Origin of the sequence: Streptomyces sp. NPDC056361, from assembly GCF_042262805.1 — a bacterium.
In the GTDB taxonomy this organism is placed as follows: Bacteria; Actinomycetota; Actinomycetes; order Streptomycetales; family Streptomycetaceae; genus Streptomyces.
This window is the reverse complement of the sequence record NZ_JBHJQI010000093.1, coordinates 19,199-31,792: the sequence shown is the minus strand read 5'-3', so window position 1 is coordinate 31,792 and position 12,594 is coordinate 19,199. Positions and strand designations below refer to the sequence as shown.

Sequence of the window (12,594 nt, the reverse complement as noted above, 5' to 3'; positions counted from 1 at the left end):
CCCGGAAGGGGCCCGGCCGTCGCCGTACGTCGGGGGAGTGCGGTCAGCTCTTCCCGTCCCACTTGTAGACCGAGTAGATGTCCATGCAGGTCGCCTTGTCGTCGGCGCCCTCCGGCAGGTCGCCCGCCTTGGCCGTCGGCTTCTTGTACATGCTGCCCTCGCGCCAGTCGGCGCCGATGACCAGGGTGATGCCCTGCGCCTTGTCGTCGGCGCGGGCGGCCGAGTCGGGCAGGCCGAGCGCCTTGGCGACGGACAGGGCGTTCGCCTTGCCCTGGTCGCCGTCCGACTTGGGGTAGGTGACCACGGTGTCCTTGCGGCCCCCGCCCTCGCGGGAGGCCTCGGCACGGGTGAAGCCCTTGCCCTGGAGGACCTGGGCCAGATCGCCCGCCCGGCCCTCGACGGCCGACTGGTCGCCGTCGCCGCTGGTGCCGTTGACGACGGTCACGTCGAAGGCGCCGGGCGCCTCGGCGGGCGTCTTCGGCTTCGCCGACGCGGTCGACTTCGGCTTCGTCTTGCTGCCGGCCGGATCGCCGTTCTTGTCCATGGCGACGTCGTCGCGGAGCATCGACCACATCTTGTCCGCGGACGCCGGCACCATCTGGAGCCACGCATCCGGGTTCGGCGGGTAGGGCGCCGTCGGCACCGTCGCCGTCGTGAGGCGGTCGATCTTCACGTTCTTCAGCTGCATCGACAGGTCGAACAGCTTCTTCACCGTGTCGAGGTCGTCCGAGACCTGGAGCGCCTTGGTGGCGGTCTCGGCAAGCCCCATCAGCCGCCCGGTGTCGGTCCAGGCGTTCTGCCCCTGGAGCTTCTTCATCAGCCCGTTCATGTACATGTGCTGGGCCTTGGCGCGGTTCTGGTCGCTGCCGAACGCGTGCCGGGTGCGCAGCCACTGGAGGGCCTGCTCGCCCTGCACCTCGTGCGTGCCCTTCAGCATCTTCAGCTGGGAGCCGCCCGGCGCCGCCGGAGTCGAGCGGTCGTAGACGGACTGGTTCACACAGACCGGGACGCCGCCGACCTCGTCCGCCATCGACACCACACCGGCGAAGTCGACCATCATCCAGTGGTCGATGTAGACCCCGGTGAGGCTCTCCCAGGTCGTCAGGGTGCAGCCGGGGCCGCCCCGCTGGAGGCTCTCGTTGATGGGCCGGTTGCTCGTGGCGGCGTAGGGCTTGCCGTCCTCGCCCTTGCACTCCGGGATCCGGACGACCGTGTCGCGCGGGATGGAGATGATCGAGGCGTTCTCGCGGTCCGCCGAGACGTGCAGGAGCATCTGGACGTCGGCGAGCGGCTTGCGGTCCTTGTCCTTCCGGCCGCCGCCCAGCGCGATGTTCTTCTCGTCGGCACGGCTGTCGGAGCCGATCAGCAGGATGTTCAGAGGCGTGTCGCCCAGCGCGTTCGGCGCGGCCTTCTTCACGCCGCTGCTGCCGCCCGCGCGGTCACCGCTGCGGATGTTGCCGTTGAGATGCTCGTAGTACAGGTATCCGGCGCCGGCCGTGCCGAGTATCAGCAACGACAGTGTGATCGCCGTCCAGCGCAGCACCTTGTTCTTGCCGGACTTCTTGGCGCGCCGGCGTGCCGCGGCACGTCCGCCGGGGCCCGTGCCGGCGCCCTTGCCGCCGTCGGCGTCGTTCCCGCGCCGGCGCGCGGCGCGGCCCGGCGCGGGCGCGTCGGCCTCCGCCGGCTCCTCGGGAGCGCTCCCGCCCGCGCCGGTGGCTTCACCGGCGCCGTACAGGTCGTCGTCCCAGCCCAGTTCACGGGCGCGCGGAACGCGTTTCCGCGTTCCCTCCCCACGCACGCTGTTCTGTCCCACCCCAGGTCCCCTCGTCAGTCAGGCGTGTGCCAAGTCCCGTTGTTTCCGGCTTACTTGGCGCACACCTGCTTGTCAGCTGCTACCTTCTCCAGATCCTTCGGCGCCTTTGCCGGTCCGGTGACGGGCACCCCCGCGCCCTTGAAGTCGGCGCCGAGGACGAGCGTCATGGGCTCGCGTACCCCGGCGTCCTGTGTGCCCGGCTTGAGCGCCGAGGCGGGCAGACCCATCATGTCCGCGAGCTTGCGGGCCTGATCGGCCTGGTTCGGTGCATAGGTGAGCGTGGTCTTCGCCGCCTTCTCGGGGGCGTTGCTCTTGTTGGTGGAGCGGGTCACACCCTGGTCGTTCTGCAGCCAGTTGATGGTCGACTGGGCCGCGCCCCGGACGCCGCTGCCGTTGAAGACGTCGACGCGCACCTCGGCGGCGGTGGACCGCGCGCCCTTGAGGAGCGCCGCCTGCGCCTGCGTCTGCGCGTTCTTGGCGTCCTGCTGCTGCTTCTTCACCTCGGTGAGCGAGGTGTCCGACTGGAGCATCGCGAACAGCTGCGGTGCCTTGACCGGGTCGGGGACGACCGTCGCCCTGACCTTCTCGGCGGGGTTGTCGACGACCGGCAGGGTCGTGAACGCGATGTTCTTGGTGTCGATCGAGGACAGCTCGCCGGCCAGGTCCTGGAGCTTGGTGAGCGAACCTATGCCGGAGTCGACGGTGAGCGCGCTCGTCGCCGCGTTGGCGAGGTCGAGCAGCTTGCCCGGGTCCGTCAGCGTGTCGTCCGACTTCATCTGGCGGATCATCGAGCTGAGGAACTGCTGCTGGACCTTGATGCGGTCCAGGTCGCTCTCGTTGCCGAAGCTGTGCCGGGTGCGGACGAAGGCGAGGGCCTGCTCGCCCTGGATGACGGACTCGCCGGCGGGCAGCTTCAGGTGCGACTTCGAGTCGTTGACGGGCTTCTCGACGCAGACCTTCACGCCGCCGATGGCCGTCGTCATCTCCTTGACGGCGTTGAAGTCGGCCATCATGAAGTGGTCCACCTCGACGCCGGTCAACTCCTTGACCGTGCGCATGACGCAGCCGGCGTCACGGCCGTTCTGGCCGAGGCTGACGTTGAAGCGGACGTCCCGCTCGGCGGGGATCGTCTTGATGGTCTTGTCGGGCTGGAGCGTCTGGCACTCGGGGATGTCCGTCTTCATGTCACGCGGGATGGAGAGCGCCGTGGCGTTCGTCCGGTCCTTGGAGACGTGGAAGAGGATCGTGGTGTCGGCGTGGCCGGGACTGTTCTTGTCGCCGTAGCCCGCGTTGCCCTCGCCGGTCCGCTTGTCGGTGCCGATGACCAGGATGTTGAAGGCCTTGCCCTTGGCGAAGCCCTCGCTGGCGTTCTTGCCGACGACCTCGACGACGTCGAGGTTGCCGTCGAGCTTCTTGTAGAGGGCGTACGCGCCGGCCGCGCCGCCCACGAGGACGAACGCCATCGTCCCGCCGGTCCACAGGAGGACCTTCTTCTTGCGGGACGCGCCCTGCTTGCGCTTGCGCCGGCCCTGGGGCGGGATCCGGCCGGTGTCGGCCTGCTCGGGGGCGCGGCGGCGGCGCTGGCCGGGAACGGGCGCCTCGGTCGGCGCGGGCGACGGGGTGGAGGGGGCGGGTCTGCGGGTACGGGTCGGCGCCTGCGGCTGCCCAGCGGAGCGGTCCAGTCGCAGTTCGTAGTTGCCCGTCTGCGGGTTGAGTACCCACTGGTCGGCGGGGTCGATCTCGTCCGCCCGTCCACGGCTGTGCGCGTCCACGGTTACTCGAGTCCTCCGTCGGTGCCACGCGAGGCGCCTCCCCCACAGGGCGCCGCTCTCTCGGTCGTTCGATCCTTGGTGAGTGCGACCACGCGGTCGGGGTGCACCGGATCGCGTCACACTATCCGCCCAGTTCAGCGTGGGGCGACGTCCGTGACAAATTCCACGCCGCTTACAACTGGACAATTTGCTCAAACCTCATCGCTCCCCACCCTCCCCTTGAGTCGCCCTTTACTCGCCGTCCCCGTCGGCTCCTTGTTATGAGCACACCGCTTCCGCCGCGTTCCGCCCGGTGAAGGTGGGGGTGGGCGACGGAGCCTGGGTGTCCGCGTCGTCGGGCTTCCCGTCCGCGGCGGGCTTCCGGTCGTCGTCCTCGGTGCTCGCCTCCACCACCACGGGCCTGTCCTCCCGCAGCTGCTTGAAGAGTTGACTCGCCGCCGGTTGCACCAGTTCGTCCCGGTTCGCGTCGTACGAGTACGCGCGCCGCGGCACCGTGAGGAACTGCACCCTCTCCGTCGGCACGGACCGCATCGTCCGCGCCAGGTCGTACAGGTCCCGCAGCGAGTCGAGCCCCGGGTCCGTGGTGATCGCCTTGGTCGCCGCGTCCAGGACCGGGTAGAGCTTGGTCGGGTTGAGCAGCACCCCGTCGCTCTGCACCTTGTTGACGAGCGCGCCGAGGAACTGCTGCTGGCGGTCCATGCGTTCGGTGTCGCTGCCGTTGCCGATCGACTTCCGCGCCCGTACGAAGCCGAGCGCCTGCTCGCCGTGGAGCGTCTGCCGCCCCGCGGGCAGCTTCAGATGGGCGTCGGCGTCGTTCACGGGCTCCTTGAGGCAGACCTCCACGCCGTCCACCGCGTCCACCATCTTCTTGAAGCCCCGGAAGTCGATCACCATGTGGTGGTCCACCCGGATCCCGGTCAGCTTCTCGACCGTACGGATCGTGCACGCCGTGCCGCCGAACTCGAAGGCCCAGTTGAACTGTGCGAACTGCTCGCGGGTACGGGTCCCGTCGGGCTTGCGGCAGCTCGGGATCGTCACCATCAGGTCGCGGGGGAGGGACATGGCGGTCGCGCTCGTGTTCCCCGCCGACAGGTGCAGCAGGATCGTCGTGTCCGAGCGCTGCGTGCCCTTGTCCTGGCCGTACTTCCCGTTCCCCTCGCCGGCCCGCGTGTCCGAGCCGATGAGCAGGATGTTCCGGGCGGTCGACGTGCCCGCCGGCGGGCGCTCCTTCTCGTACCTCCGGAGCTCGTCGGCGGCCGTCGTGTCCGTCGTGATGTTCCCGTCCAGCTTCCGGTAGAACCACCACCCGACCCCGGCCGCCGCCAACACGACGACCGAGACGCCGAGCGCCGTCCACCGCAACCAGTGCCGCTTGCGCGGCGCCGACTCCGGGGTCCCGGGCCCTTCCGGCGCACCGGGCCCTTCCGGGGTCCCGGGTCCTTCCGGCGACCCAGGCCCTCCCTGCCCGCCGGGTCCGGGTCCTTCCGGCGACCCGGGCCCCTCCTGCCCGCCGGGGCCAGGCCCTTCCGGTGTCCCCGGCTCCTCCGGCGCGCCGGGCGCCCCGGCGTCACCGGACGCCGGCGCGTCCTCCGCTGCCGCCGGGTCCGGTTCGGCGGGCGTGCCTGCACGGTCCGTCACGTCTGGGTCCGTCCTTCATGGCGTCGGCGGCGCGACGGGCGGCCACCGGTCGTCGAAGGAGACGGCCGAGCCCGACGCATGGTTGTGCGGAAGGAGACGAATCCCCCCCCGGCCGATCATGTACCGGACTCGGCGCACGGACCCGGGGACTCGGCGCGGCCCTACGCCGAATGGGGCACTCGGCGGGGTGAGGGGCCGAGGCCGGGGTTTCGGCCGGGCGCCGGGCCGGCGAGGAGAGTCCGGTGCCGGTGCCGGTGCCGGTGCCTGTGCCGGTGCGCGGGCGGACGGGTGTGCTTGTCCGTGCCGCTCAGAGCGCCCGGTGGGTCACCCGCTCGCTTTCCGCACGCTTCTCCAGGCCCTCGCCGCCCAGCCGGTCCAGGTTCCGGCACAGCACCACGGAGCCGCCGGCCGCGAGGGGGGCGTACAGGCCGGAGGAGAGGCCCTGCCAGCCGTCGTAGTCGAGGCCGGAGAGGAGCCGGGAGCCGGGAGCGAGGCCGAGGGTCGCCGCATCGGTGCGGGCCTGCTCGACGAGCTGCGCGCCGCTGCGCTCCGTACCGTCGACGACGAGCGCCGGAGCGTCCGCGTCGACCGGTACGAACGGGGCGAAACGGTCGCCCTGGCTCGGTACCTCGACCGCGTAGTCCGCGTACCCGGCGGGCGCGGCGGGGAACCGGCGTCCGAGCGGGGCCAGCGAGAGCGCGATCCGCTCCCCGGAGCAGGCGAGACCTGCCTCCAGGGTGTCCGGACCCGCGACCACCAGGTCGGCGTCCGCGGGATCGCCGCCGACCTCCGCGGTCACCCCGACGGAAGAGCAGGCCAGCAGCCAGACGGCGGTCTGCCAGTGCGCCGGCAGCAGCAGCGCGAGCCGGTCGCCCGGCGCGGCGGACAGTTCGCCCTGGAGCAGGTTCGCCGTCTTGGCCACCCAATTGGCGAAGGTGGCGACGGACAATTCCACGCGCTCACCGGTGGCGTCGTCGTAGAAAGTGATCAAAGGGCGGGCCGGGTCCGCGGCGAGCGCGGATCGCAGCAGGTCGGCGGGGGTGCGGTCGCTGGCGTTCACGCCGGACAGCGTACGCGGGCGGGCGCACGGGGTCCGCCGTACCGGTGACGCCGTCCACCGGTCGGCCCGACGGCCCGTCAATTTCCGGGCGGATTCCCGACGCGCGGAACGGCCACGGGATACGCACGATCGGCCTATGCGTGCCTCACTCGCCTCCTCGATCGCCGTCACCTGTGCGGCGGTGCTCGCCCTGCCGGCCTCCCTCGCCGCTCCCGCGGCGGCAGTGGTGCCCTCGGCGCTCGGGCTGCCACAGGCGGTCTCCGCGCTCCCGTCGACCCGACCCGCGACGCCACCGGCGGCCCCCGCGCCGTCTCCGGCGGACCCGGCGGCCCCAGCCCTGTCCCTGGAGGCCCCAGCCCTGTCCCCGGCGGACCCGGCGCTGCCGCCCGCGCCCGAACTGCCGGGCTCCACCCAGTCCCTGCCGCTCGTGCCCCTGACCGGCACCAGCCGGGCGCTGGGCGGGGAGACGGCGGGCGCGGGCGAACAGGGGCTCACCCGACGCGACGTCAGGCCCTTCTCGCTCGTCGGCGTCGTCTGGGACGACCCGGCGGCCCCGCTGCACGGGGCCGTGCAGGTCCGCACCCGGGCCACCGGCGGCGCCGCCTGGTCCCCGTGGCAGGACGTCGAGACCCACAACGAGGAACACGGAGCCGACCCGGACACCGCGGAGGGCGCCACCCGGACGCTCCGGGGCTCCACCGCACCCCTGTGGGTGGGCGACTCGGACGGCGTCGAGATCCGCGTACGAGGGGAGGAACCGCTCCCCGCCGGCCTCCGCCTCGAACTCGTCGACCCGGGCGAGGACCCGGCGGCCGAGGCCCAGGAGCCCCGCCGGAACCGTACGGCCACCGCGCGGTTCGAGCCGTCCGCGCCGGCCGCCCACGCGGGTCTGAGCGCGGCGGAGGCGGAGGCCGGCGGGGTCAACTCCCGGCTGGCGGCGTACGGGGCGACCTGGATCCCGGCCCTGTCGAAGGAGGCGACGGAGCGCGCGTTCCGGCAGGCGCCGTTCCGGGCCGCGGGGCAGGCCGGTCCCGTCGCGGTCGCCGCCGCGAAGCCGTACATCGGCCCCCGCCCCAAGATCATCACGCGCAAGGGCTGGGGCGCCGACGAAAGCATCCGCGAGAAGGGCTTCGTCTACACCAAGACCATCAAGGCCGCCTTCGTCCACCACAGCGCCACCGGCAACAACTACACCTGCAGCCAGGCCCCCTCCGTCCTGCGCAGCATCTACCGCTACCACGTCAAGAGCAGCGGCTGGCGGGACTTCGGCTACAACTTCGCCGTCGACAAGTGCGGCAACATCTACGAGGGCCGGGCCGGCGGCGTCGCCAATCCCGTCCTCGGCGCCCACACCCTCGGCTTCAACACCAACAGCATGGGCATCACCGTCCTCGGCACCTACAGCCAGAGCGCGGCCCCGGCCGCCGCCGTCACCGCCGTCGCCCGCCTCACCGCCTGGAAGCTCGGCCTCCACGGCGTGAACCCCAAGGGCGCCGCCTACCTCGTCTCCGGCGGCGGCAACCTCTACCGCAAGGGCACCACCGTCCGCTTCAACGCCATCGCCGGCCACCGCGACGGCTTCGCCACCGAATGCCCCGGCGGCCGCCTCTACAACAAACTCCCCACCGCCCGCACCACCTCCGCCAAATACCAAGGCCGCACCTGACCCCCCGGGCGCGGCCCCCCCCCCGGGCGGCCCCCCCCCCGGCCCCGCGCCCCCCCCCCCCCCCCCCCACCCCCGGGTCCGCGGCCCCCACCCCGACCGCCCAGGTTGTGGGCATACATCCGCCAAGGGCGGAACGGGTGGGCACAACCCCCACAGGGCGCCGCCCGCCCCTGCACGTCCACCCCGAGGCCCCGCCCTCGCCCGGGCAACCGCACCCGCCCGGGCAACCACACCTGCCCTGGTCGCCGCTGCCCTTTGGCCGCGGCCACCCCGGCCCCTCGCCGTGGCCGCCCCGACCGCACCCGCCGCCCAGGTTATGGGCATACGTCCGCCAAGGGCGGAACGGGTGGGCACAACCCCCACAGGGCGCCGCCCGCCCCCGCTCGCCCACCCCGAGGCCCCGCCTCCCGTCGGGGCAACCCGCACCCACCCGCTCGCCACCCCACCCCCGCGCAACCCCCGGCTACCCTCGAACCATGGCCGGCCGCTTCGCACCCCGCCCCACCCGCACCACGGTCCGTGGCGGTCACGTCCCCGTACCCGGCTCGCCGAACGGGGCCCAGGGCCACGACCGGGCCCAGGGCCACGACCTGGACCCGGACCTGGGCCGGGGCCTGCCCTTGGACCTGGGCCTCACCCTCGGCCCCCTCCGCCGAGGCCCCGCCGACCCCACCTTCCGCACCACCCCCGACGGCTCCGTCTGGCGGGCCACCCGTACCCCCGAAGGCCCCGGCACCCTCCGGGTCCGGATCGAGGGGGGCGAGGTCGAGGCGGAGGCGTGGGGCCCCGGCGCCGCCTGGCTCCGGCACACCCTCCCGGCCCTGCTCGGCGCCGACGACGACCCGACCGCGTTCGTCCCCCGCCACAAGCTGCTCATGGCGACCCACCGCCGCCGCCCGGGCCTGCGCCTCACGCGTACGGGCCTGGTCCTGGAGTCGCTGATCCCGTCGGTCCTGGAGCAGAAGGTGACGACGCACGAGGCCTACGGGTCCTGGCGCACCCTTGTGCGGAAGTACGGCGAGCCGGCGCCCGGCCCGGCGCCCGAGGGCATGTGCGTGATGCCGGACGCCCGCACGTGGACGCAGATCCCGTCCTGGGAGTGGCACCGCGCGAACGTCGACGGCAAGCGCGCGGCCACGATCGTGCGCGCGGCCAGGGTGGCGGCCCGCCTGGAGGAGGCCGCGCAGATGGACGGACCGGCGGCACGCGCGCGCCTGGAACTGATCCCGGGGATCGGCCCGTGGACGAGCGCAGAGACGATCCAGCGCAGCAACGGCGCCGCCGACGAGGTCACCACCGGCGACCTCCACCTCCCCGGCATCGTCGGCTGGGCGCTCGCGGGCGACCGCACCGCCGACGACGCGGCGATGCTCGCCCTCCTGGAGCCGTACGCGGGCCAGCGCCACCGAGCGGCCCGCCTCATCCTCCTCAGCGGCAGGGTCCCGCCCCGCCGCGCCCCCCGCAGGACACCGGGCAACATCGCCGGCCTCTGAGGAGGGCCCGCCCGCAGGTCCACGAGCATCCACGCGCAGGGCCCGACCCCAGCGGGCCCGCCAGGCGTCGGGCGCCCGCGCTCAGGGTCGCCGGCGCACGCCCGCCCGGCAGCCACCGGGCCGACACACGCCCGCCGGGCACCCAGGCCCCACCCCTCAGCGCACTTCGACGAACTCCGTCGCCACCCGCGCCGGCCGTTCCTTCGGCGGCGCCGCAGGGTGGCCGATGGCGACCGCGCCGAGCGGGTCCCAGTCGTAGGGCAGGTCGAGGACCTTGCGTACGACGTCGCGGCAGAACATGGTCGAGGACACCCAGGCCGAGCCGAGCCGCTCGCCCGCGAGTGCGACGAGGAAGTTCTGCACGCCCGCGCCCGCGGCGACCACGAACATCTCGCGTTCGGCGGCGTCGCGGCGCGGGTCGCCGTAGTGGTGGGAGCCGTCCATGACGAGGCAGGGCACGGCGAGGTAGGGCGCGTTGCGCAGGACGTCACCGCGCCGTACCCGCTTGGCGATGGAGTCCTCGGACTTCCCGTCCCGGCGGAGGTCGTCGATCCACGCGTCCCGCATGGCGTCGAGCAGCTGCAGCCGCGACTCCGGCGACTCCAGGAGCACGAACCGCCAGGGCGTGGTGTGGTGCGGGGCGGGCGCGGTCACGGCCGCGGCGACGGCCCGGCGCACCGAGCCCGGGTCGACGGGCTCGCCGGTGAACTCGCGTACGGTCCGCCGCAGCGTCAGCGCCTCCCGTACGGCCTCCGACGTCCCGAGCCGGAACATGTCGTCGGCGGGGTCGCGCACGAGGGCCCGGGCGCCCGGTTCCTCGTCGCCGGCCACGACGTGCGGCAGGCCCCGGACGACGGCGACCGGGAGACCGGACGCCTTGCCCTTCACGAGGTCGCCGGCGGCGGCGAGTTCGTCGGCGGTGGCGACGACGGTCGCGCTGAGCGGGTTGCCGTGCGCGTCGGTCCCGCCGCGCAGGTCGTCGAGGACCCGCACGCCGGCCGCCCCGATGGCCACGTCGGTGAGTCCGGAGCGCCAGGGCCGGCCGAAGGTGTCCGTGACGACGACGCCCACGTCGACGCCGAGCGCCTCGCGCAGGCCGGTCCGGATGCGGCGGGCCGAGGCGTCGGGGTCCTCGGGCAGCAGCAGCACGGTCCCGGAGGGGGTGTTGGAGGCGTCGACCCCGGCGGCGGCCATGACGAGGCCCTGCCGGTTCTCGACGATCCGCAGAGCGCCGCGCCGCGCGACCACCCGCACCGTCTCGGCGTCGATGGCCGCCTCGCGGTCGTCGGCGGCGATCACCCGGCCCTCGGCCTTGCTGACGATCTTGGAGGTGACGAGGAGGACGTCCCCGTCGGCGAGTTCCGGCGACGCGGCGGCGATCAGCGCGGCCAGGTCGTCCCCGGCGGAGACCTCCGGCAGCCCGGCGAGGGCCCAGACCCGGTACGAGGGGGATATGGCGGTCACGCGCGGACCTCCTCGGCGAGCCGCAGGGCCTCGCGGGCCATCTCGGCCGTCGCGTCCACGTCGGTCATCATCAGGGGCACGGCGCGGCAGCGGATGCCCGCTTCCTCGACGTCCGGTACGGCTCCCGCGTCCACGGTGTCGACGAGCCAGCCGTCGATCAGCTCGGAGCCGTAGTGCCTGGCCACCGCCGCGGCCGTGGACTCCACGCCCACCGCCGCGAGCACCTTGTCGGCCATGCCGCGCACGGGCGCGTCGCCGACGATGGGGGAGAGGCCCACGACCGGCGCCCCGGCCGCGACGACCGCGTCGCGGATGCCGGGCACGGCCAGGATCGTGCCGACGCTCACCACGGGGTTGGAGGGCGGGAAGACGATGACGTCCGCCTCGGCGATGGCGTCGAGGACGCCCGGCGCGGGCTTCGCGGTCTCCGCGCCGACCGGCACGATCGCCTTCGCGTCCACGGCGGCGCGCAGCTTCACCCAGTACTCCTGGAAGTGCACCGCGCGCTGCTCGCCGTCGACCTCGATCGCCACGTGCGTCTCGACGCGGTCGTCGGACATGGGGAGCAGGCGTACGCCGGGCTGCCAGCGGGTGCACAGCGCCTCGGTGACGGCGCTGAGCGGGTAGCCCGCGCCGAGCATCTGCGTACGGACGATGTGGGTCGCGAAGTCGCGGTCGCCGAGGCCGAACCACTCGGGTCCGACGCCGTACGCGGCGAGCTCCTCCTTGACCGTGAAGGACTCGTCGAGGCGGCCCCAGCCCTGTTCCTCGTTGATGCCACCGCCGAGGGTGTACATCACCGTGTCCAGGTCGGGGCAGACCTTCAGCCCGAAGAGATGGATGTCGTCACCGGTGTTGCCGATGACCGTGATCTCCGCGTCCGGAGCGGCCTGCTTGAGGCCGCGAAGGAAACGAGCACCACCGATACCACCGGCCAGAACCACAATGCGCATGCGGACAGTCTGTCAGCCGCGGGCCGCTCGCATGAGGGTGGTCGGGAGACGGGCGGGCCCGACGGGCCGCGGTCAGCCCCGGGCCACCGGGGCGAGGTCGGCCGGAGCGCACTGGGCCTGGAGCGACTCGTGCATCGGCATCTCCGTCAGACCGGGGAAGTAGACGTGCAGGCTGACGGCCGGTTCGAGGGAGTCGTTGACGACCTCGTGGACGTATCCCGGCGCGAAGACGCGCTGCGCGCCGCCGCCGAGCGTCCGCACGCCCCGGTCCGTACGCTCCGTCAACTCGCCCTCCAGGACGGTCAGGACGCCGGAGGAGAGCCCGTGGTCGTGGAGTCCGCTGCCCTGGCCGGGCACCCAGGAGAGCAGCCACACCTCGTAGCCGGGTCCGGTGCGCAGCCGGTGGTACCAGCGGGTGGTGGCGTCGTACTCGACGTACGGCGCCCACTGCGAGCGGTCGGCGGCGATCGAGGTCGCGAGGCCGGCGAACTCGGCCACCGTGACGGGGTGGGCGCGCTCGGGCTGGAGGAGGTGCGGGACCTCGAGGATGTCGCCGGCGATCTGAAGGTCGCTGTCCATGTTCATGGGATGGGGAGGTTCCTCAGCAGAAACAGAAGCGGTGGGGGGTCACGAAGCAGGCGTGACGCGAGTGACGCAGGGTGACGCTGGGAGAAGAAGCTGGAGCTCTACGGCATCAACAGCTGGAACAACAACAGCAACAGCGCGCCTGGACAG

At 73.1% G+C, this 12,594-nt stretch carries 9 protein-coding genes; 2 read left to right on the top strand and 7 right to left on the bottom strand.

Annotated elements, in window-relative coordinates:
- Positions 1 to 43: 43 nt before the first annotated feature.
- The 4 genes from ACFCY7_RS26615 to ACFCY7_RS26600 all read right to left on the bottom strand — a co-directional run bounded on the left by ACFCY7_RS26615 (position 44) and on the right by ACFCY7_RS26600 (position 6,283).
- A complete protein-coding gene (locus ACFCY7_RS26615; protein WP_376488579.1) occupies positions 44 to 1,813 on the bottom strand; it encodes an LCP family protein in 1,770 nt (589 codons plus the stop codon).
- 50 nt (positions 1,814 to 1,863) lie between these two features.
- Complete coding sequence (locus ACFCY7_RS26610; protein ID WP_376488578.1) at positions 1,864 to 3,585, bottom strand: LCP family protein; 1,722 nt, start codon at positions 3,583 to 3,585, stop codon at positions 1,864 to 1,866.
- A 258-nt stretch (positions 3,586 to 3,843) separates the two neighbouring features.
- Positions 3,844 to 5,223, bottom strand: coding sequence for an LCP family protein (locus ACFCY7_RS26605; RefSeq protein ID WP_376488577.1), 1,380 nt, complete (start codon positions 5,221 to 5,223; stop codon positions 3,844 to 3,846).
- A gap of 307 nt (positions 5,224 to 5,530) precedes the next feature.
- On the bottom strand, positions 5,531 to 6,283 hold the full coding sequence (locus ACFCY7_RS26600; RefSeq protein ID WP_376488576.1) for a TIGR03089 family protein: 753 nt from the start codon (positions 6,281 to 6,283) through the stop codon (positions 5,531 to 5,533).
- Between the two features lie 136 nt (positions 6,284 to 6,419).
- Between ACFCY7_RS26600 and ACFCY7_RS26595 the strand changes: the two genes are divergently transcribed.
- Both ACFCY7_RS26595 and ACFCY7_RS26590 read left to right on the top strand, forming a co-directional pair.
- A complete protein-coding gene (locus tag ACFCY7_RS26595) occupies positions 6,420 to 7,949 on the top strand; it encodes a peptidoglycan recognition protein (protein WP_376488575.1) in 1,530 nt (509 codons plus the stop codon).
- 476 nt (positions 7,950 to 8,425) lie between these two features.
- Entirely contained in the window at positions 8,426 to 9,442 is a 1,017-nt protein-coding gene (locus ACFCY7_RS26590; protein ID WP_376488574.1) for a DNA-3-methyladenine glycosylase family protein, read from the top strand.
- 156 nt (positions 9,443 to 9,598) lie between these two features.
- Here ACFCY7_RS26590 and ACFCY7_RS26585 read toward each other — a convergent pair whose 3' ends face one another.
- From ACFCY7_RS26585 to ACFCY7_RS26575, 3 genes are all read right to left on the bottom strand, one after another.
- Positions 9,599 to 10,906, bottom strand: coding sequence for a coenzyme F420-0:L-glutamate ligase (locus ACFCY7_RS26585; RefSeq protein WP_376488573.1), 1,308 nt, complete (start codon positions 10,904 to 10,906; stop codon positions 9,599 to 9,601).
- Complete coding sequence (gene cofD, locus ACFCY7_RS26580) at positions 10,903 to 11,859, bottom strand: 2-phospho-L-lactate transferase (protein ID WP_376488572.1); 957 nt, start codon at positions 11,857 to 11,859, stop codon at positions 10,903 to 10,905. Before cofD ends, ACFCY7_RS26585 begins: the two co-directional genes overlap by 4 nt.
- Positions 11,860 to 11,931: 72 nt before the next feature.
- A complete protein-coding gene (locus tag ACFCY7_RS26575; RefSeq protein ID WP_376488571.1) occupies positions 11,932 to 12,444 on the bottom strand; it encodes a cysteine dioxygenase family protein in 513 nt (170 codons plus the stop codon).
- Between the last annotated feature and the right edge of the window lie 150 nt (positions 12,445 to 12,594).

What these genes read in the sequence shown, in the direction of transcription:
- ACFCY7_RS26595 (WP_376488575.1), top strand. Translation starts at nt 6,420, where the DNA reads ATGCGTGCCTCACTCGCCTCCTCGATCGCCGTCACCTGTGCGGCGGTG.
- ACFCY7_RS26590 (WP_376488574.1), top strand. Translation starts at nt 8,426, where the DNA reads ATGGCCGGCCGCTTCGCACCCCGCCCCACCCGCACCACGGTCCGTGGC.
- cofD (WP_376488572.1), bottom strand. Translation starts at nt 11,859, where the DNA reads ATGCGCATTGTGGTTCTGGCCGGTGGTATCGGTGGTGCTCGTTTCCTT.
- ACFCY7_RS26575 (WP_376488571.1), bottom strand. Translation starts at nt 12,444, where the DNA reads ATGAACATGGACAGCGACCTTCAGATCGCCGGCGACATCCTCGAGGTC.